General features: G+C 45.6%; 13 protein-coding genes. 11 read left to right on the forward strand and 2 right to left on the reverse strand.

Annotation, left to right across the window (positions count from 1 at the left end; translation table 11 throughout):
• The first annotated feature begins 458 nt into the window (after window positions 1-458).
• Both NDA06_RS02345 and NDA06_RS02350 read left to right on the forward strand, forming a co-directional pair.
• Window positions 459-1,448, forward strand: coding sequence for an RNA polymerase sigma factor, RpoD/SigA family (locus tag NDA06_RS02345; protein WP_190412973.1), 990 nt, complete (start codon window positions 459-461; stop codon window positions 1,446-1,448).
• A 570-nt stretch (window positions 1,449-2,018) separates the two neighbouring features.
• Window positions 2,019-2,537, forward strand: a complete 519-nt coding sequence (locus tag NDA06_RS02350; RefSeq protein WP_190412974.1) for a hypothetical protein — start codon at window positions 2,019-2,021, stop codon at window positions 2,535-2,537.
• A 142-nt stretch (window positions 2,538-2,679) separates the two neighbouring features.
• On the opposite strand, the gene cobO is transcribed toward NDA06_RS02350, so the two are convergent.
• Window positions 2,680-3,354, reverse strand: coding sequence for a cob(I)yrinic acid a,c-diamide adenosyltransferase (gene cobO / locus NDA06_RS02355; RefSeq protein WP_190412975.1), 675 nt, complete (start codon window positions 3,352-3,354; stop codon window positions 2,680-2,682).
• 207 nt (window positions 3,355-3,561) lie between these two features.
• Between cobO and NDA06_RS02360 the strand changes: the two genes are divergently transcribed.
• On the forward strand, window positions 3,562-5,166 hold the full coding sequence (locus NDA06_RS02360) for an ATP-binding protein (RefSeq protein ID WP_190412976.1): 1,605 nt from the start codon (window positions 3,562-3,564) through the stop codon (window positions 5,164-5,166).
• Between the two features lie 212 nt (window positions 5,167-5,378).
• Window positions 5,379-6,470 (forward strand): response regulator, encoded by a 1,092-nt coding sequence (locus tag NDA06_RS02365; protein WP_348251673.1) that lies wholly within the window; start codon window positions 5,379-5,381, stop codon window positions 6,468-6,470.
• Between the two features lie 200 nt (window positions 6,471-6,670).
• Here NDA06_RS02365 and NDA06_RS02370 read toward each other — a convergent pair whose 3' ends face one another.
• Window positions 6,671-7,111: a hypothetical protein gene (locus NDA06_RS02370; protein ID WP_348251674.1), complete on the reverse strand. Its 441-nt coding sequence runs from the start codon at window positions 7,109-7,111 to the stop codon at window positions 6,671-6,673.
• Window positions 7,112-7,179: 68 nt separating this feature from the next.
• On the opposite strand from NDA06_RS02370, the gene NDA06_RS02375 reads away from it, so the two are divergent.
• The 7 genes from NDA06_RS02375 to NDA06_RS02405 all read left to right on the forward strand — a co-directional run bounded on the left by NDA06_RS02375 (window position 7,180) and on the right by NDA06_RS02405 (window position 21,343).
• Window positions 7,180-7,698 (forward strand): O-acetyl-ADP-ribose deacetylase, encoded by a 519-nt coding sequence (locus NDA06_RS02375; RefSeq protein WP_348251675.1) that lies wholly within the window; start codon window positions 7,180-7,182, stop codon window positions 7,696-7,698.
• A 272-nt stretch (window positions 7,699-7,970) separates the two neighbouring features.
• Window positions 7,971-9,164: a deoxyhypusine synthase gene (gene speY, locus NDA06_RS02380; RefSeq protein WP_190412981.1), complete on the forward strand. Its 1,194-nt coding sequence runs from the start codon at window positions 7,971-7,973 to the stop codon at window positions 9,162-9,164.
• Window positions 9,165-9,519: 355 nt separating this feature from the next.
• Window positions 9,520-10,737 (forward strand): response regulator, encoded by a 1,218-nt coding sequence (locus tag NDA06_RS02385; protein WP_190412982.1) that lies wholly within the window; start codon window positions 9,520-9,522, stop codon window positions 10,735-10,737.
• 29 nt (window positions 10,738-10,766) lie between these two features.
• Window positions 10,767-11,132, forward strand: a complete 366-nt coding sequence (locus NDA06_RS02390) for a response regulator (protein WP_190412983.1) — start codon at window positions 10,767-10,769, stop codon at window positions 11,130-11,132.
• A 35-nt stretch (window positions 11,133-11,167) separates the two neighbouring features.
• The gene (locus tag NDA06_RS02395; protein WP_190437513.1) at window positions 11,168-11,755 is read left to right on the forward strand and encodes a chemotaxis protein CheW; all 588 of its coding nucleotides are present in this window, start codon (window positions 11,168-11,170) and stop codon (window positions 11,753-11,755) included.
• Window positions 11,756-11,877: 122 nt separating this feature from the next.
• Entirely contained in the window at window positions 11,878-17,301 is a 5,424-nt protein-coding gene (locus NDA06_RS02400) for a GAF domain-containing protein (RefSeq protein WP_190986241.1), read from the forward strand.
• A 211-nt stretch (window positions 17,302-17,512) separates the two neighbouring features.
• Window positions 17,513-21,343, forward strand: a complete 3,831-nt coding sequence (locus NDA06_RS02405; protein ID WP_348251676.1) for a response regulator — start codon at window positions 17,513-17,515, stop codon at window positions 21,341-21,343.
• Window positions 21,344-21,416 lie beyond the last annotated feature (73 nt).

Genomic DNA, 21,416 nt, shown 5'->3' on the forward strand with positions numbered 1-21,416 from the left:
TTTTCCGTGGATGATTATATATATAGGACACAGATAGGACGCTTTTAGCTAATGATTTTCCGGGTGGTACTCAAGGGTTAACAGGAATTTGCCAGAGCAGCAAGTTTAACCCAATCGGATGAACCTTTCAACCTGGAGCGTCGTCTATCATTAGTGATACGATAGAAATGTAAAACAAACTCATACCGACTTTGACTTTTTAGCCTTTATTACCTATCAGGAGTGGCTAAATGGGGGTCGATACCAGCTCTTTAAGGCATCCCCCAGCCGAAAGGTTTGACGATTAGCTTTTTGTGTGTTATGTTTGCCTATTCAATTGGGTAGGCGATCTTTACAACTTTTGCAGGATGTGTTCCACTAATTGACCTAGCTACTCTCATTGTAAGAGCTGGCAATCTCCCGCTAAGGTCAACCCCTGCTACAGAATTGTTGCTTGTTTACGGAGTCACCACTCACTCATGCCCACTGCCAACACCCTAAAAAAGACGACTAAACAACCCACGTTTACGGCTGATATGGTTCGCACCTATCTCCATGAGATTGGGCGCGTGCCCCTGCTGACCCACGAACAAGAGATTGTCTTCGGCAAGCAGGTGCAGCAAATGATGGCGCTGCTGGAGGCGAAGGAGACCTTGGCTGAGACATTGCAGCGAGAACCAACTCATCAAGAGTGGGCAGACCATGTTAGCTTGAGTGAACCCGAACTCGACCGGATAATCAAACTGGGAACGCGGGCAAAGCGCAAGATGATAGAAGCTAACTTGCGTCTAGTGGTCGCGATCGCGAAGAAGTACCAGAAGCGTAACATGGAATTCCTGGATTTGATTCAGGAAGGTACTCTCGGCTTGGAACGCGGCGTCGAGAAATTTGACCCGATGCGCGGTTACAAGTTTTCGACCTACGCCTACTGGTGGATTCGCCAAGCGATTACTCGCGCGATCGCTCAACAAGCCCGTGCGATTCGTTTGCCCATCCACATCACCGAAAAGCTTAATAAAATTAAGCGGGTGCAACGGGAACTAGCTCAGACGCTTGGTCGCAGTGCTACCCCCGGTGAAATCGCTAAGGCGCTAGACTTAGAACCCGCGTTGATCCGCGAGTACTTGAATATCGCCCGTCAACCAATTTCTCTGGATGTGCGCGTTGGCGATAACCAGGATACCGAACTGCAAGACCTTCTGGAAGACGAAGGGCCAACCCCTGACCATTATATGACTCAGGAGTCGCTGCGGCAAGACCTGGACGATCTTCTGGCAGAACTAACCCCACAGCAGCGGGAAGTGCTAACTCTGCGCTTTGGCTTGGAAGATGGTAACGAGCTATCTCTAGCAAAAGTCGGCGAACGCCTAAGCCTCAGCCGCGAACGGGTACGCCAGCTAGAACACCAAGCCCTCGCCCATCTGCGCCGTCGTCAGGCGAATGTCCGCGAGTATATCGCTGCTAGTTAATTGTAGAGGCGGGATTGAGCCGCTATGCTCCTGCCTCCCACATCATCCTATAGCGATCGCTCCTAAAACCCGTCCTTACAGCTAAGTAAGGGCGGGTTTTTCAGTCATTTCAATCCCCGCTTTTAGCCCCTGTCGAGTAGATGTGTCTACCTGTTGAAGTTTTTTGTAGACATCTAAAATCTGTTACTGCTCTTTTTTTATATTTTTGTAAAGTTTCGTAAAGCAGTTCGGGAACTCGAACGGGTGCCAGTGAAGTCATCCACAGTTAAGGAACAAGTACTACAGACAAGCCCACACTGACCAGATTTGGGAAAGCTCATAAAACGGGTGAATAAAGTGAGTATAAATACGCATTTTGATTTTAGGAGGCAATTTAATAACCGGGAATCAAAGATGAATGCGTTGCTTGTCTTAACAAAAAAAACTCCTTTCGGATGACCTACGGTTCATTCAAATGGGTGAAGCTTTACACCTAAGGAATTAGGTACTTTTTAATTAGATGCTTGAGGGTGTCTGCTCGTAATTGCTAGGGGGGAAAAAACGGTGCTTAACAAGTTTTATCAGCAGTTTATGTCTCGGCTTCCGCTTGAAGTACCTGCCCTAGGATTACTTCTAACGATGAGCTTCGCAACCAGTACAGTTGCATTGCAAGCACCAACATCCTTCAGTAAGACGGGAATCGTTGGCACAAATTCCGTTTCCCTTGCACAAATGCCAGCATCAGACACTTCAGTGGCTGACGGTATTTATTTGTATGGTAGCTCCCAAAAGACAGAAGAGATTGGTCAAGAATATATAGTATTTGAGGCGCGTCAGGGAAAGGTAAGGGGTGCGTTTTATATGCCTTCCTCAGAATATAGTTGTTTTTCCGGCAAGGTTGGGGCACAGCAAATCAATCTAACCGTTCAAGATCCCTACGACAGTACAACCTATTCTCACTCAATAGCCCTCAGCGAAGCCCCCCCAGTCGCCTCTGCCGATAGTCGGTTGCCCATTGAAGATAGTTTACGGCTCCAGGGCTATCACCCAATTAACAAAATTAGCGCTAACGACCAGCAAATCTTGAACGCTTGTAAAGTTAACTTCTAACAATTAGTAAGCTTTGGCGGTGCAAATCAAGGTAGTTGTCAGTAGTTTGTTGCTACTAACCAAGGACTAATCACCAAAAAACAATTAACTCCTCTAAAAACCCGTTTTCTTGAAGAAAACGGGTTTCTTGATTTTTTGAACTTCAAAACTCGATTCCTGGCTGCGCTTTGACGCCCTGTTCCCGGAACGGATGCTTAACAAGAGTCATTTCTGTTACCAAGTCGGCTCGCTCAATCAGGGCTGCTGGGGCACCTCTGCCGGTGAGAATAACGTGAGAATCCGCAGGTTTTTCCTCCAAACCAGCTAGCACTTCCTCAACGCTCAAATAACCGAGTTTTAAAGCTACGTTGATTTCATCCAACAGCACTAGCTTAAATTCAGGATTGCGGATAAAGCTGAGTCCAGTTTCCCAAGCCTGATGCGCTTTCTGGATATCTCGCTGTTGGTCTTGAGTTTCCCAAGTGAAGCCTTCTCCCATCGCGTGGAACTCTAGCTGACCTTCCCAGCGACCGAGGACAGCTTTCTCAGCGGGTTCCCAGGCTCCTTTAATGAATTGTACGATCCCGACTCGATAGCCGTGACCAAGCGATCGCATTACCATTCCCAAAGCAGCAGTGGTTTTTCCCTTGCCATTGCCTGTATTAACAATAATTAAGCCTTTCTCCTGAGATGCCTTTGCCACCCGCTGCTCTTGAACTTCCTTGCGCCGCTGCATCTTGCGCTGGTATTGTTCTGGAGTTAGTGATGATGTTTCTGTCTCCAGTAAGTCAGCAGATTCTAAATTTTTATTTAAATCAGTCGGGGTAGGAGTTGTCATCAAGTCTGCCTAGAAAAAACTTTCACACCTATTAAAATAGCCCCAAAGGGATATGCATCAGGATAAGCCATCGGCAATTCCTTCTAATTGCAGGGAATCGCTCCCAGTCATCACTTCAAGACAGAGGGCATAACCCCCCTTCCATTTTGCCTATAGATTCAGCAACACTGATTTCAGTATAAATTTACTTACCTTCTTTTAAGATTTATGTCTTTAACCTTATCAATCTCTTCTGAACAAGGTGCAGAGCAACTTAATCTGAATTTGGAGTCTACATTGCAGGGATTAACCCTGTATGAGGCTTGCATTGAATACAACCACACAGCCGCAGAGGTTCTCAGGCTTTTCGAGGAAAAACCGCTACTACCGGGTTTAATCCTCATGGATAAAAACCAACTAGTCGGGATGATCAGTCGCAGGCGTTTTTTTGAATATCTGAGCCGTCGTTACAGCTTGGAGTTACTGTCGAAACGAAGTTTGCGATCGCTCTATCAATTTAACCATACCGAAATTCTAGTTTTTCCCAGTTATACTTCCATTACCGCAGCGGTGCGGGAGTCTTTGAAGCGCTCGCCTGAATTGATCTATGAACCAATCATCGTACAAACAGCACCCGGAATTTATAAATTGTTAGACGTGCATCAACTTCTGCTGGCTCAGTCAGAGGTGCATGAAATTACAATGGCAGCCTATAAGCAAATGGGATTGGCGCTGCAACAGGCAAAAAACCAACTTTTAGCCGTCTTAGATGCCGTGCCTGGATTTGTCTCCTGGATTAGCTCGGATTTACAATACCTGGGCGTCAACCAGCATTTAGCTGCATCCTTTAACTTGTCTTCAGAGGAATTTGTCGGTCAGGAACTTAGCTGTTTTGACAGTAGCCCCAACTTTAGTGAATTTGTGGAGCAATTCTTTGCTTCCCCGACGAAAACAACCTCTCAGGAAGTGACCGCAGAAGTTGACGGCAATATCAAAAATTATCTTATGGTGGCGCAGAAATACAACCAAGATCAAGCGGCTGTCACAGTAGGAATTGATATTACCAAACGAAAGCAATTAGAAGAAGAACTGCGAGCATCGCTTGAGCGAGAAAAAGAACTCGGCGACCTAAAATCCCGCTTTATCTCCATGACTTCCCACGAATTCCGCACTCCCCTGAGTACGATCCTCTCTTCTGCCGAATTATTGGAACATTACAGTAACAATTGGTCTGAAGAGAAAAAACTCATCCACCTGCATCGCATTCAAATCGCTGTTAAGCACATGATTGGACTGCTTGATGATGTATTAATCATTGGTAAAGCCGAAGCCGGACAGTCGGACTTCAAACCTGAACCGCTGCATCTAGAAGAATTTTGTATTGAATTAGTGAAAGAATTGCAACTGAATGAAGGCAATTCCCGTGCAATTAACTTGATTAATCATTGCAAATCTACCTCCTTTAGTCTAGATGAAAAATTGCTGCGACATATTCTTAGCAATCTCCTTTCAAACGCGATAAAATATTCACCTGAAGGGAGTCCAGTCAGATTTGAAATTACCCAACAAAAAGATGCAATCGTCTTCCAAATTGAAGACAAAGGAATTGGGATTCCTCTGCAAGAGCGTCAGTGCTTATTTGAAGCATTTCATCGATCCGCGAATGTCGGCAACATCCCTGGAACTGGTTTAGGATTAGCAATCGTTAAGAAGTGTGTGGATCTTCACGGGGGTGAGATTACCGTTAAGAGTAAAGTGGGTGTGGGAACTAAATTTAAAGTAAGACTACCCCTGAAGAGTGCTGTAGAGGCAAGGTCTACCCGCCCGTGCTAAGGTAAGCTTTCTTGCAAGATAAAGTCTAAAGTCTTTATTTAAAAGGAAAGTTTGGGTGTATAGAAGAAAGTGCCCCGAACATACTCAAACCTTATTAAAGCTGCTCGGTTGTTGTGCATTGAATTTGGACAATCCTAGCGAACATCTTGTTTGCAGTCCTGGGAGCTGACATTTTTAATTTTTAATTGCTTACCTGCTAGGCGATCGCTGATATGGCAAAGATTCTGGTAATTGAAGATGAAATATCTATCAGAGAGAACATTCTGGAGTTGTTAGAAGCAGAGGGATTTGACGCTATTGCAGCCGAAAATGGTCAAATAGGGTTGCAGTTAGCTCAAGCAGAAATCCCCGATTTAATTCTCTCCGATGCGCTAATGCCGGAACTCGACGGTTATGGCGTTCTGAAGGCACTTCGCTCTAACCCTGTCACGGCAACGATTCCCTTTATCTTTCTCACTGCCAAAGCAGCGAAAACCGATTGGCGTCAAGGGATGGAATTGGGTGCAGACGACTACCTCACCAAGCCATTTACGAGAGCGGAATTACTGGGAGCGATCGCAGCGAGGATGGAAAAACAGGCGGCGATTGAGCGACATTCGCAAAAAAAACTCGATGATTTACGCAGCAATATCTCTTTCTCCCTCCCTCACGAACTCCATACTCCCCTCAATGGCATTTTGTGTTGTTCGCAAATGTTAATTGATGAAGCCGACTCCCTAGAACCGCAAGAAATTCTAGAAATGGCAGTCGATATTCGTACCTCTGCGGAACGTTTATCTAAGTTAGTCCAGAATTTTTTACTCTTCGCTCAATTAGAGCTAATCGGAACCGATCCGCTTCAGATAGCGGATCTTAGACAAAACAGCCGAACTGATTCAGCGAAGAGCGCGATCGCAGAAGCGGCGATTAAAAAAGCCAAGCAAGTTTGTCGGGAAATGGATTTGGAATTAGACCTCCAAGAAGCTGCCGTCTTAATTTCAGAGCCAAAATTGCGAAAAATTGTGGAAGAACTAATCGATAATGCCTGTAAATTTTCGTCTCCCAACACCGCAATTCGCGTTGCCACTCGATGTAAAAATAGCACTTTTGTACTGTCCGTGAGCAACTTCGGACAGGGGATGACACCAGAGCAAATTGCGACAATTGGAGCCTATATGCGATTTGAGCGCAAACTCGCTTCACAGCAAGGCTCTGGTTTGGGCTTGCTCATTGCTAAACGCCTAGCCGAACTACACGCTGGCGAATTATCAATTGAGAGTATTCCCACTCAAAAAACCATTGTGCGTGTTACCCTGCCTATGTGAACGAATTTAAAATTATGTGCAATTTGTAGCACAACTATTATCAGTAAATAGATATAAATAAACTGCTAAATTAAATCTCTCCCCTTGCTGAGGAGAAATCAAAGTTTTGATTTTACATATCTAATTGAGAGCCGATCGCTAATCGCCCATAACTATTAACAATTAGCCACGAGCGATTAGCCATTAGCGATTATCTGGTCTTAATTCAACCACGGAAACTGGCTGGAAGTAGCATCGGGTTCTTCAACTAAATGAGCCATATCGCCCTGATAGTTCTCGTTAATGAAAACCGCTTTACTCTTCAAATGTTCGGGTACATAGCGGAGGTTTACAGGGATACCATGCGCCAGCAGAAATTCTGCCAGATGATCGGGATGAATGTACAAACCTTCTGCATGAAGCCGTTGCAACATTTCCTCAAAGTTAGACCAATGATTATGGTGCTGGCTCTGAGATGCTGATTGAACTCTAAGTGGATTGCGAGAGGAAAGATTGCTTGCCATCTTGTCATATTGACTGGACTGAGACAAAATCCTTCTCTGGATTAAAGCCATGAGAATGACCTTTTTCCAGTTTACAAAAATTTGAGATTTATCGAATTGTGGCGATCGCTTTTGCGATCCCCGCAGGGAGCTTTGCAACACCCCTATGATGGCAATTATGACTCAGCCGGTCTTGGTCAGTTTTTTGTGCTAAGGAAAAAAATCCCATGATTTTAGGCAAAATTGCAATCGTTCAAGGTGATATAACTCAGCAAAAGGTAGATGCGATCGTCAACGCAGCGAATACCTCCTTACTCGGTGGTGGCGGCGTCGATGGGGCAATTCACCGCGCCGCTGGACCAGAATTGTTGTCAGAATGTCGCCAGTTGAAGGGCTGTGCCACGGGTGAAGCAAAGATTACAAAAGGTTACAATCTCCCCGCCGAGTGGATAATCCACACAGTTGGCCCAATTTGGCGAGGGGGCGATCGCCAGGAAGATGAGCTGCTAGCTAGATGTTATCGCAATTCTCTGGCTTTGGCGGAGCAATACGAGATACGCAGCATTGCCTTCCCAGCTATTAGCACGGGTGTCTATGGGTTCCCGATAGAACGCGCCACTAGAATTGCTGTAACTGAAGTGAAGAAGTTTTTGGAGCGCACTACCTCGATAGAGCAGGCGATTTTCGTTTGCTTTGGGGATACTGCCTATAATTCTTACTCGGCTGCGATAAAAGAAATTATTTAAGACAAGGTAGCGATCGCCTGAAAAAATCCTAAGTGCTGTAAGGGCAAAAAGACCCCACCGATACTGAGTAGAATTCAATCAGATAAGGGATGGCGCGATCGCGCTCGCTGCTCACCCGACAAAATTATCTGCGTGAGGATGCAATGAGTGCGATCGCTCTAGCGCTCATTTATCTTTTCCCCACACTTATATTTTTCCTGCTCCAGTTGGGTTTCTGACTTGCTTTTGCTGGTTATAGTTGACAATGCGGTTCATTCTTTTAAAAGTAAAAAATGTCACAACTGCCCGGTAACAAAATCGCACCCGCCCCCATGCCGACAGCAATTAATGTTGTCGATCTAATTGATGGTTACTTCAGCGCCTACAACTCAGCTCGTCTGCGGGAAATGTGTCACTTGCTCAGCCGAGAGGTCATGCGCGAGGGCGTCACCGTCGGAGTCAGCCTATCAGGCGCGATGACCCCCGCTGGGATGGGTGTGGGAATTTTGGCTCCCCTGATTCGCCACGGTTTTATTGACTGGATGATCAGTACGGGTGCCAATCTTTACCACGATATGCATTTCGGGCTGGGTTTCGACCTTTACGCAGGGAATCCGTTTGCAGATGATGTGAAACTGCGCGAAGAAGGCACCATTCGCATTTATGACATTATCTTTGGCTACGATGTGCTGCTGGAAACTGATGCCTTCATCCGAAAGATTTTGCAAGCAGAACCGTTCCAAAAGCGGATGGGAACTGCTGAATTTCACTACCTGCTTGGAAAGTATGTTCGGGAAGTGGAAAAGCAGTTAGGAGTGAAAAATTCCTGCTTATTGGCGACAGCTTATGAATGTGGTGTCCCCATCTATACTTCTTCTCCCGGAGATAGTTCGATTGGGATGAACGTAGCAGCATTGTCCTTGGAAGGCTCAAACTTAGTGTTAGATCCAGCCATTGATGTGAATGAGACAGCTGCGATCGCCTACTGCGCTCGTGAAACCGGCAACCCAGACGTAGAAGGCAAAAGCGCCGCCGTGATTATTGGCGGTGGTAGTCCCAAAAACTTCCTGCTGCAAACTCAACCGCAACTTCACGAAGTGTTGGGATTAGAGGAACGAGGTCACGATTACTTCGTACAAGTCACCGATGCGCGTCCTGATACCGGCGGACTCTCTGGTGCAACACCCAGCGAAGCCGTTAGCTGGGGCAAGATTGACCCCGAAGAGTTACCTAGCACCATTGTCTGTTACACCGACAGCACAATTGCCCTACCTCTCATCGCCGCCTACGTGATGAACCAATGTCAGCCCCGCCCCCTGAAGCGCTTGTACGATCGTCGAGAAGAGATGTTCTCAAAATTGCGGACGGACTATCAAGCAGCAAAAACCCAGCCTTCCGATGAAATTCCTGCCGCTGTTGTCGAAAATGCTTCTGAACAACCTGTAGCAACTTATCCCTGCGGCAGGCTAATTCCTAATACCCAATAGCAGGCTGCTTTTGGATCAAATCCCCCAAGTTGCATCAACCTGGGGGATTTTTTATTCCGTTTTATGCTCAATAAACTATCTTAATTGTTTACTCAACTAAGACTCAGTTTACTATTATCAAAGCGAAATCAAATTGTTTGCTCGTATCTTAATAAAAATTATTAAAATAGGGGGGTTTCGTAAATTTACGGAACGCCTAAAATTCTAAAAATATTTCAGTAAAATTACTGAGACTTGTTATTTCTATATAGTGCTATTAATTAAATTAATAGGCTTTTTTATCAGAAATATTTATAAATGTAAACTCTGGTTTTCGCTAAAGTCAAGCGAACTTTGCAAGAAGGAATCAAGAATTATGACCGCCCAACCTATGACGATTACTGCTTTTGCTAGCAAGCTGACTACTTTGAAGGAAGCTCGCTTTAGTGGGCGGCTGTTCCTGAAAGGTACTTTGGGGCGAGAGTGGATTCTTTACTTCTACCTGGGTCGGATTTTGTACGCAACTGGAGGAACTCATCCAGTTAGAAGGTGGCAAAGACATTTAGGAATAAATTGTTCTAATGTTAGTCCGAATCAACTTAGTTTACAAACTGATATTTCTGAAACTTCTTCCGATCTTAGCAAAAACTGTCGAGAATATTATTTGTTATGTTTATGGCTGAAGCAGCAAAAAATTACCCGTGAACAAGTTGTAAAAATAATTCAAGGCATTGTTCTTGAATTATTGTTTGACATTACTCAAGAAGTACCAAAAGCATTACAAATCAAGCAAGAAAATGCCTTAGCCCCCCAGTTGTTATTGATTGATGCCGAACAAGCGATCGCGAAAACTCAAGAAATTTGGCAAGCCTGGAAAATCGCTAAAATTTCTGATGTGCTTCCCAATCGAGCGCCATCGATCAAGCAACCAGAACAACTCCAACAAAAAACATCGCCTACCGTTTATAAATCTCTGACATTGTTATTAGATGGGCAAAGAACCTTACGAGATATTGCAGTTCAAACTAAGCGCAATGTTGCGGAAGTAACCCGATCTCTATTGCCTTACCTTGAAACTGGATTAGTAGAGTTAAATGATATTCCTGATTTAGCAAATCCGGTTTCCCCGACTTCTTCAGAATTAACTGCTAAAAATCCTCCGACTTCTTCAGGCAAAACACCCGCTCAAGCGGCAACTCGAAAACCACTCATTGCTTGTGTGGATGATAGCCCGTTGGTTTGCAAAAATATGGAAAAGATTCTTACGTCAGCCGGGTATCAATTTTTGGCAGTACCAGATTCGATGCGAGCGATCGCTACTTTATTAAACCGCAAACCTCATATCATCTTTTTAGACTTGGTAATGCCCAATACGAACGGCTATGAAATTTGTACCCAATTGCGTAAAGTTTCTGCTTTCCGAGATACCCCAATTATTATTTTGACAGGAAATGACGGTATCATTGACCGAGTCCGAGCTAAGGTTGTCGGAGCTTCAGATTTCATGGGGAAACCAGTCGATGCAGAAAAGGTGCTAGCGATAACCAACAAGTACCTCAAGCACCTCAAAAACAGTTCCCTCGTGGTCAGTTGATTTTTGTTTTTCCTAGGAGCCTTAATACAATGCATACTGCTTTAATCGTTGAAGATACCCTAACTGAAAGGGAAACTTTTGCTAGCTGCTTGCGACGAGGTGGGTTAAATGTTTTAACAGCAAATACTGGAGAAGAAGCCTTAGAAAAAATCAGTAGCCATAAACCTGATGTGATCATTTTAGACGTTGTATTGCCCGGTCGTAGCGGCTTTGAACTCTGCCGCGAACTCAAAGCAGATGCAGAAACCAGCAAAATTCCAGTCGTGATGTGTTCCACCAAAAGCACTGATATGGATAAATTTTGGGGCATGAAACAAGGAGCAGATGCCTACATTCCAAAACCAGTCGATCAAGAGGAACTACTGCGTACTGTTAATCAATTAATTAAAGGTTAGGAAAAATCTTCGTCAGCACCGTCAAGAGACAAGCAATGGAATCTGAATTTTTGTCTGGCAACAAAGCTTTGATTCAACAATTTGAAATCCCAACCGCAGAACATAAAGCAGTCGTGGGAGAGCAATTTTTGCGGTTTCATCTTTTTCCTGACATTACCGCACTATTCCCCATGCACCAAATGACAGAGGTGCTGACAATTCCAGTTAGTCAGATTGTCCCCATTCCTCATATGCCAGCTTGGGTGATGGGAGTTTATAACTGGCGCGGTGAGATTTTATGGATTGCGGATCTCGGTCATTTGGTAGGGCTGACTCCCTTATACTTACAGGCAATTAACCGATCAACCTACACAGTCATTGTGATTCATGGGGAACAGCAAATCCTTGGTAAACAGCGAACTGGTAGCCAAATCACAGGAAAAAAGATGCTGGGATTGGTAGTGAATCGAGTCGAAGACATCGAAAGCTGCGATCCAGATTTAATTCAATCTCCTCCACAATCATCTGTCACCCCGGAATTGGTGCCATTTTTACGGGGATATTGGCTGAAATCAAATGGTGAAATACTGGTGGTTCTAGAGGGAGAATCCATCATGGCTGGAATGCCTAAGCCAGAAGTTTGAATGGCTGTTTGAATATCCAGATGTCTTTCTTTGGGTCTGGAATTTCAATTTTTTAACCTCTATCTGTATCCCTTAATCAACTCAACTCGCCACACTCATCTACCTTTAGCAAAGTTTAAACTATGAAGACGCCTTCCGATCCTCAATCAGATACAACAAAAGCCAATATTAAGCGTCGTCTCCGGGGTCGCAAGACAGGTGTTAGCCATCAACCCCCTCCTCTTAAGCTCATTCCGAACCAACAAGATTTAAACGGCTCTCAAAATCTTGAGCAAAAGGTAGAGAACAAGGGAAAAGAGCAGCTAGAGCAAACAGAGCAAGACCACATTAACCCGCCGCCTCCACAACTGAATCTATCTAAAAGCCCCACGCTCCGCAGCCAATTGTTGAGGACAATCTTACCTGTGGTACTAGCACCGCTAGCGATCGCAGGTATCGTGAGCTGGGGGATGACGAATTATCAAGCATCTGGGCGCACCGAGACGAAATTATGGAATGACGCGATGCTATCCTCCAACTTGGCTGGCGTAAAGGTCAAGGATGCTTTGATTTCGTCGTCTTTGGCAGAAAATTCCTTAACTATTGATGTTGCGCGTGCTGCTAACTTTGACGAACTAGCGGTGCCGTTGGAGCATGTGGGACTGAGTAACACTGAAAAAATTCAGATTTTGGCTCCGGCAAGCAAAGCCGTGATTAGTACCATTACATCTAATGGCGCGATCGCTCAAAAAGAAGTATTGGGTGGCGATGCGGTTTTACAAACAGCCACAGCTCTGTTAGCCGAACTAGAAGTACAAAAGGCTAATTTTGGGAAAAACGCTCCCCTTGGGAAAAAACCAAGCTACGTAGCCACTACAGGTCAACTCCAGGGACTTACCATTGTCCCTTACGTTCGCCAAGAGGGACAATTAGTTCTGAGTACTTCATTCGATCGGGACGGCAGAAAGTATAGCCTTGCCGCAGTTCCTGGCATCGATTTGGTCAGTGTCACCTCAATTGAGCTTTCGGAAATTGCTGCCGCTGGAAATGAGCATGGACTAATTTTTGTCCTAATTTTTCTTTCCTTGGGAGCTGTAGGTGCAGGCATTGTGGTGAGTTTAGCACGCCGCTGGTCTGCTCCTTTGAAAGAATTGACGGGTACATCAGAGCAGGTTGCTGCCGGAAATTTGGATGCCTACGTTGAACCTCGCGGGACTACTGAAACGCAAACTCTAGCTGTCAGCTTCAATAACTTGGTAGCACGAGTTAAAGACTTATTAAGCAAGCAAGAAGTTGAAGGCAAGCGATTACAACTATGTGCTGATATTGCTACCAGTGCCAGAGAATCTCTTGATATTCACGAAGTATTCAAGAAAGCAGTTCAAGGCACGCAACAAATCCTGAATGCAGAACGAGTATTCATCTATCGCTTCAATCCTGACTGGAGTGGTTATGTTGTTGCCGAAGCCGTAGCTCCTGGATTGCCGACCTGCATGAAAATCAAGGTAGCTGATACCTACTTCACCTCTTCCAAGGTGGGAGTAGAACTCTATCGGAAGGGCCGCGTTTTTGTCATTGATGACATCTATAAAGCCAATCTCACACCTTGCCACATTGAGTTGTACGAGCGATTAAAAATCAAAGCCAATGTAATTACCCCGCTGATTAGCGGCGACAAACTACTCGGCTTGATGTGTACGCAGCAGTGTTCTAATCCTCGGACTTGGCAGCAGTCTGAAGTCGATTTCTGTACCCAGGTGTCCACTCAATTAGGGCTAGCCATAGATCGGATTGGCTATTTGCAAAAGCGGGAAGTTGAAGCTAAACAACAAGAAGTTGAAGCCAAGCGATTACAGTTGTGTGCCGATATTGCCACCAGCGCTAGAGAATCGTTAGATGTCAAAGAAATTTTCGAGAAAGCCGTTCAAGGAACTCAACAAATCCTCAAAGCAGAACGGGTGTTTTTGTATCGCTTCAATCCAGACTGGAGTGGAGATATAGTCGCGGAATCTATTGCTCCAGGTTGGCCTTCCTGCTTAAAAATGACCGTCACGGATACCTACTTCACCGACTCTCCCGCAGGGGTAGAACGATACCGCAATGGTCGCGTGTTTGTCATCAATGACATCTACAAAGCCAATCTTACGGGTTGCCACATTGAGTTGTATGAGCGATTAAAAATCAAAGCCAATGTGATTACCCCGATTGTCAGCGGTGATAAACTATTAGGTTTGCTATGTACGCAGCAGTGTTCAAATGCTCGGAATTGGCAGCAGTATGAAGTCGATTTTTGTTCGCAGTTGTCTACTCAAGTCGGCTTAGCTCTAGACCGAATCAGTTTCTTAGAACAGAAGGAAGCTGAAGCAAAACAGCAAGAAGTTGAAGCTAAGCGCATTCAACTGTGTGCCGATATTGCTACTAGCGCTCGTGAATCTCTCGATGTCAAGGAAGTATTTGAAAAAGCCGTTGTTGGCGCTCAACAAATCCTGAATGCGGAACGGGTGTTTTTATATCGCTTCAACCCAGATTGGAGTGGGGATGTAGTTGCTGAATCAGTAATGCCGGGTTGGCCTTCCTGTCTAAAAATGACTGTTACCGATACTTACTTCACCGACTCGAATGTGGGGGTAGAAAGATATCGCAATGGTCGCGTATTTGTCATTAATGATATTTATCAATCTGGTTTGACTTATTGCCACGTTGAGTTGTATGAGCGATTAAGAATTAGAGCCAATGTGATTACCCCGATTGTCAGCGGTGATAAACTATTAGGCTTGCTGTGTACGCAACAGTGTTCAAATCCTCGGAATTGGCAGCAGTATGAAGTAGACTTTTGCTCGCAGTTATCTACTCAAGTCGGCTTAGCTCTAGACCGAATCAGTTTCCTAGAACAGAAAGAAACTGAAGCAAAACAGCAAGAAGTTGAAGCTAAGCGCATTCAACTGTGTGCTGATATTGCTACTAGCGCTCGTGAGTTGCTAGATGTCAAGGAAGTATTTGAAAAAGCCGTTGTTGGCGCTCAACAAATCCTGAATGCAGAACGAGTGTTTTTGTATCGTTTTAACTCGGATTGGAGTGGAGATGTTGTTGCGGAAGCGGTGACAACTGGCTTACCTTCGTGCCTGAAAATGACCGTGACCGATACTTACTTCACCGACTCGAATGTGGGTGTAGAAAAGTATCGCAAGGGTCGCGTATTTGTCATTAATGACATCTATCAAGCCAATCTTACAGGTTGTCACATTGAGCTGTACGAGCGATTAAAAATCAAAGCCAATGTAATCACCCCAATTGTCAGCGGTGACAAACTATTAGGCTTGATGTGTACGCAGCAGTGTTCTACTCCTCGGACTTGGCAGCAGTATGAAGTAGATTTTTGCTCGCAGTTATCTACTCAAATCGGCTTAGCTTTAGACCGAATCAGTTTCCTCAAACAGAAGGAAGCGGAAGCCAAACAGCGAGAAGTCGAAGCAAATTTGACACAATTGTTTGCAGATATTGCCAACAGCGCTCGTGAATCTCTCGATGTCAAAGAGGTTTTCGAGAAAGCAGTGATTGGCGCTCAACAAATCCTGAATGCGGAACGGGTGTTTTTGTATCGCTTTAACCCGGACTGGAGTGGGAATGTAGTTGCGGAAGCGGTGACGCCCGGATTACCGACCTGCATGAACATGAAAGTAGCAGATACTTATTTCACCGACTCAGAGGCGGGGGTAGAGTTGTACCGCAAAGGTCGCGTGTTTGTTATCGATGACATTTATCAAGCGAATCTCGCCCCTTGTCACGTTGAGTTGTACGAGCGATTAAAAATCAAAGCCAATGTGATCACCCCGATTGTTAGCGGTGACAAACTACTGGGCTTAATGTGTACCCAGCAGTGTTCAACCCCTCGGACTTGGCAGCAGTCTGAAGTCGCTATCTGCACGCAGTTGTCCACTCAAGTTGGTTTGGCGATAGACCGCATCAGCTATCTGGAACAGAAAGAAGCTCAAGCTACGCGATCGCAACTTTTGTCGATGATTACCCTCCGCATTCGGGAATCTCTGAAGCTGGAAGACATTCTGAATACAGCGGTCGAAGAGGTGCGACGCGCATTTAAAACAGATCGCTTAATCGTCTATCGCTTCGATGCGAACTGGGATGGGACGGTAATTGCAGAATCTGTAGCGACGGGTTGGATGCCCACTCAAGGAGTCAAAGTTGAAGATACCTGCTTGAAAGAGACGCAGGGGGGAAGCTACAACAAAGGGCGCATTCGTGCGATTGAGGATATTTATCAAGCGGGTCTGAACGAGTGTCACATTAAAATGTTGGAGCGCTTTCAAGTCAAAGCCAACTTGGTCGTGCCCATCGTAGTAGATAACGAGCTATTCGGCTTGATGATTGCTCATCAATGTTCGGGGACTCGCATTTGGCAGAAGGGTGAAATCGATTTGTTCACCCAGTTGACAACTCAAGTGGGTATTGCCCTCAACCAAGCGACGCTGCTGGAACAGATTCAAACTTTGCTGGCGGCGCAAGAGGAAGCGACCCGCCAACAATCTGCAAATGCCGAACAGCAAAGGTCAGCCAAGGAAGCCCTGCAAAAACGAGCGCTGGAACTGCTGCTGGAAGTCGATCCTGTCAGTAAAGGAGACCTCACCATTCGGGCGCAGGTGACTGAGGATGAAATTGGCACGATTGCTGACTCCTACAATGCCACGATCGGTAGCTTACGGAAAATTGTTAGCCAGGTGCAAACCGCCGCCAAACAAGTGGCAGCAACCACCAGCAGCAATGAAGTCTCTGTTCAAGAGCTATCGGCAGAAGCTTTACGGCAATCGGAGGAAATTTTAGCTGCTCTGGATCGAATTCAGGAAATGTCCACCTCGATTCGAGCGGTTGCTGCCAATGCCGAACAAGCGGAAGCTGCGGTTCAACAAGCGACGCAGATTGTGAAGGAGGGTGACGCTGCCATGAACCGCACGGTGGACGGGATTCTAGCGATTCGGGAAACTGTCGCAGAAACCTCCAAAAAAGTCAAGCGCTTGGGCGAATCTTCGCAAAAGATTTCCAAAGTGGTGAACCTAATTGGCACCTTTGCCGCTCAAACGAACTTGTTGGCGCTCAATGCTTCAATTGAGGCGGCACGCGCTGGGGAAGAGGGTCGAGGCTTCGCCGTAGTTGCAGATGAAGTGCGATCGCTAGCGCGGCAATCGGCAGCAGCAACGGCGGAAATCGAAAAGCTGGTTGCAGGCATTCAAGCAGAAACCAATGAGGTGGTAGCGGCGATGGAAGCAGGCACTGAGCAGGTCGTTACAGGGACGAAACTGGTGGATGAAACCCGCCAAAGCCTGAACAAAATTACGACTGCCAGCGCCCAGATCAGCGCCTTGGTGGAAGCGATCGCCCAAGCGGCTGTCGTGCAATCCAAAGCTTCCGATGCAGTCACCAAAACCATGACCGACGTGGCAGCGATCGCCACTAAAACCTCAACGGGAGCCACCGATGTATCGGCATCCTTTAAGGAATTGCTAGCGTTGGCGCAAGAACTGCAAGCAAACGTGGGTCGATTTAAAGTTAGCTAATGGGTAATCGGTAATGGGTAATTGGTAATGGGTAATTGGTAATGGGTAATTGGTAATGGGTAATTGGTAATGGGTAATTGGTAGGGGGAAGAATCCAGCCAACTATCAATTACTAAACCCCTTTTCCCCAATTATCAATTACTAATTCCCAATTCCCATACGCCTATTCCCCAATTACCAATTACTAATTACCAATTACCAATTCAGTATTATGGCGCTCGACTCTGATATCCGCGACCAAGCCTATCAGTTCTTCATTCAAGAAGCTCCAGAGCTGTTGCAGGTCATCGAATCGGAACTGCTGACGCTCAAGACAGAGCGGACAACCGCGAAAGTTCACAGTCTCATGCGTGCGGCTCACTCGATTAAAGGGGGATCTGCTTGCGTGGGACTCGAAACGATCAAAACGATAGCTCACCGCCTTGAAGACATCTTTAAGGCGCTCCACAACAAAGAGTTAGAGATTGATGCCGAACTAGAAAGCTTATTGCTGCAAGCCTATGATTGTCTCCGCCTCCCTTTAACGGAGCAGATTCTGGCGGGTCATTTCAACGCAGAACAGGCGATCGCGATCGCCGAACCCGTGTTTGCCAAAATTGAGGCACAATTAGGAGATTTCCTCACCGGAGAGGAAGTTTTACCCAATGCGGTGGAATTGGGAATTGATATCACCTTATCGATATTTGAAGTGGACGTGGCGCAAGAACTAGAGCGCCTCACTCATGTTTTAGCCCATCCTGAGAGCAATCAAGTAGCCGGAGAATTGCGGGCACTCGCTGATGTATTTACCGGCATCGCAGAATTATTAAGTTTGCCAGGATTTGGAGCGATCGCGCAAACTACTTTGGCGGCGCTCGATGCTCATCCCGAACAAGCCTTGCAGATTGCTAAACTGGCATTAGCTGATTTTCTGGCAGCGAGAGAAGACGTACTCGCAGGCGATCGCTTGCTTGGCGGTTCTCCCTCTACCGCTTTAACAAAACTTGCTGCTACTTCTCCAGTTCAAACTTCCCCTGGATCAACGGTTACAGGCGTCCAACTGGCTCCCGAATTAGAGCTACTGACACTGACTGAAGATGAAGAGGAATCAGCGCTCTCCTTTTCCTTTTCTTCTATTGAAGATATTTTTGGTAGCTCTGTCCTCCCTTCTGAAATCAATGAAGATTTCTTAGACGTTTCGGCACTATTCACATCTGAAGAAATTTCCGAAACCGAGTTAGGCATTCCAGGGGAAACGCTAACTTCTATCGCTGCTTTCGACGAAATTCTTGATTTCTCAGATTCCAGCCTATCAACTCAAAATCAACTCCCTCTTCTCAAAGTTGATGAACCTGAGCATCTAACCTTAACTACAGATGAGGAAAGTCTCAAACCAAACTTAGACGAGCGAAAACAGAAACAAACTTCAGATAAAATTTTTAAGGATTCAAAATTAACAGCAGAAATTACAGATTTTTATAATAATTCATCTTTCAACGGGCTGAAACTTCCGGCGCTACCAGCAGCTAATCTAAATCAAGAATTTGAGTTAATCGCTCAAGAAGAAATCCTCGCTTCCCCTCCTTCTCTAGATGAAGTTTTTGGTAGTTTTGCCTCAAATTTACCAGAGATAGAAATTGAAAACTCATCTTCTTTTGAAGTAGCTGAGCCGATGGCGCTGATTGAGGAAATTCCTGAATTAGAGCTAGCTGTTGAAGAAACTAACCTAGTTACTATTTCTCCCCCAGCTCCAGAACTACACTCAGAATTAATTGCAACAAAATCCTCAACGAATATTCAAGCAGTTGTTCAGGAAATCGAGCAATTATTTGATAGTTTGCCTTCCGTAACCGAGCTTCCGGTCAATCTAGTCAACACAGAAAATTCGCCTCAGATAATTCAGTCTGAAATCGACAAAGCAGCGCCTAAAACTTCTAGACCCGCTAAATTGCCTGCTGCCAAAGACAAGAAGAAAGAAACCATTGTCCCTACCAATTCTACTCCCCAACTTTCTGTTCGAGTTGACTTAGATCGACTGGAACGAATGAATAACTTGGTGGGTGAACTTGCCATTAACCGAAACGGTCTTTTCCTCCAAAACGAACAACTGCAAGCAACGGTACAAGAACTGCTGCGGCGGTTTACTAAATTTCAGGAAATCGCCAATCATCTGCGCGATTTATCAGACCAGATGATAGTGGCTCCAGAACGCCATTCTATTGCGTCAGACCAGCAAATCGCATCTCGAAAAGCAGAAAAGCCGGATGTAAAAACGCGATTTCCTGCGTCTGAAACCGAGGAAAATATAGAGCAAAATCTCCTGTCTTCTAGCACCTCTACACCCCTAACTTCTTCGTTTGACTCCCTAGAGATGGACAGCTATGGAGCATTGCACTCAATGGTGCAAGAGAGCCTCGAAGAGATGGTGCAACTCGAAGAAATCGTCGGGGATGTGGCACACTTAGCTGGACAGTCAAGCCAAACTTTAGAAAGTCAACGTCAAATGATCGCCCACTTGCGGGATGATTTGATGTGGGCGCGGATGCTTCCCCTGCGCGAAGTGTTGAGCCGCTTTCCTAGAGTTTTGCGCGACCTTTCCACAAAATACAAAAAGCCAGTCGAGCTGAAATTAAGCGGGACGGGAGTTTTAGTTGATAAAGCCGCTTTAGAAAAACTCAACGATCCTTTACTGCACTTGCTCCGCAATGCCTTCGATCACGGGATTGAGCCACCAGAAGTACGCCGTCAGCAAGGGAAACCGGAGCGGGGTCAGATTGAAATTCAGGCTTATCATCAGGGGAGTCACACGATTATTGAAGTACGGGATGACGGTCAAGGAGTCAACCTAGAACGCATCCGTTTGAAAGCACTAGAGTTGGGGTTGCTTTCACCAGAACAAGTGGTTACAACTTCAACCACTCGACTTTTAGATTTACTATTTGAGCCAGGATTTTCCACTGCGGCTCAAGTCAGCGAACTGTCGGGTCGAGGTGTGGGATTAGATGTGGCGCGATCGCAGTTGCGATCGCTCAAAGGCACCATCACCGTCACGACCACTCCTGGAAAAGGTACCACCTTTACGTTACGCATCCCGCTGACGCTGACGATTGCTAAATTACTCGTCTGCTTGGTTGGTTCCACTGCTTACGCCTTCCCCGCTGACAGCATTGAAGAGATCGTCATTCCGAAAACTGACCAGATGAAGCACTCTGGAAAACAGAGATTCTTGCACTGGCGCAAGCGAATCGTTCCTGTCTATCACTTATCAGAATTACTGGACTATAGTTGTCCGTTGCCTGAATCAATTCCCAGCCAAGCTTTAGTCGCCGTTCCCACTCCCGAAGCTTGGGCACCACCGATGCTGCTAATCCGCCGAGATAACCAAATTCTTGCCTTAGAAATCGATCGCTTGGTCACAGAGCAAGAATTGGTGATCAAACCCTTTGGTGCAGCGATCGCGCCTCCAAGTTATATTTACGGTTGCACGATTTTAGGAGATGGGAGCCTGATTCCGGTAATTGATGGGGCAACGCTTCTCACCCAGATGGTTGGGCAAAGTAAGAACGCGATCGCTACGACTACTTTCACCGATCTGCCAACTGCTTCCCCCATCCAAACTGCATCAATTGACAAAAGTAAAGTATCTGCAAACACAGCTAAATCGCCTTTGATATTAATCGTAGATGACTCCATTACCCTGAGACAAACTTTAGCTTTAACACTCCAAAAAGCAGGATACCGCGTTTTACAAGCAAGAGATGGACGGGAAGCCATCGAACAGTTACAGCAAAATTCCAACATTCAAATGGTAGTTTGCGATGTAGAAATGCCGAATCTAAATGGCTTTGAATTTCTTAACCATCGTCGTCAAGATCCGCAACTATCGAAAATACCTGTAGCAATGCTGACTTCCCGCAGTAGTGAAAAACATCGACAATTAGCCACTCACTTGGGAGCCAGTGCTTACTTTAGCAAACCTTACTTAGAGCAAGAATTCTTAGCAGCCCTCAAAGCCCTTTTTGAAAAAAGTGGCTCTTTAGGAGCTGCCGTTCGTAGCTCATAATAATGAGAGCATCTCAATGTTTTTAAAAATATCTATTACAGTCCAGAAACCCACCCCACCCCTCTGGGTGAAT

The organism is Trichocoleus sp. ST-U1 (genome assembly GCF_039961835.1).
Classification (GTDB): Bacteria; Cyanobacteriota; Cyanobacteriia; order Cyanobacteriales; family FACHB-T130; genus FACHB-T130.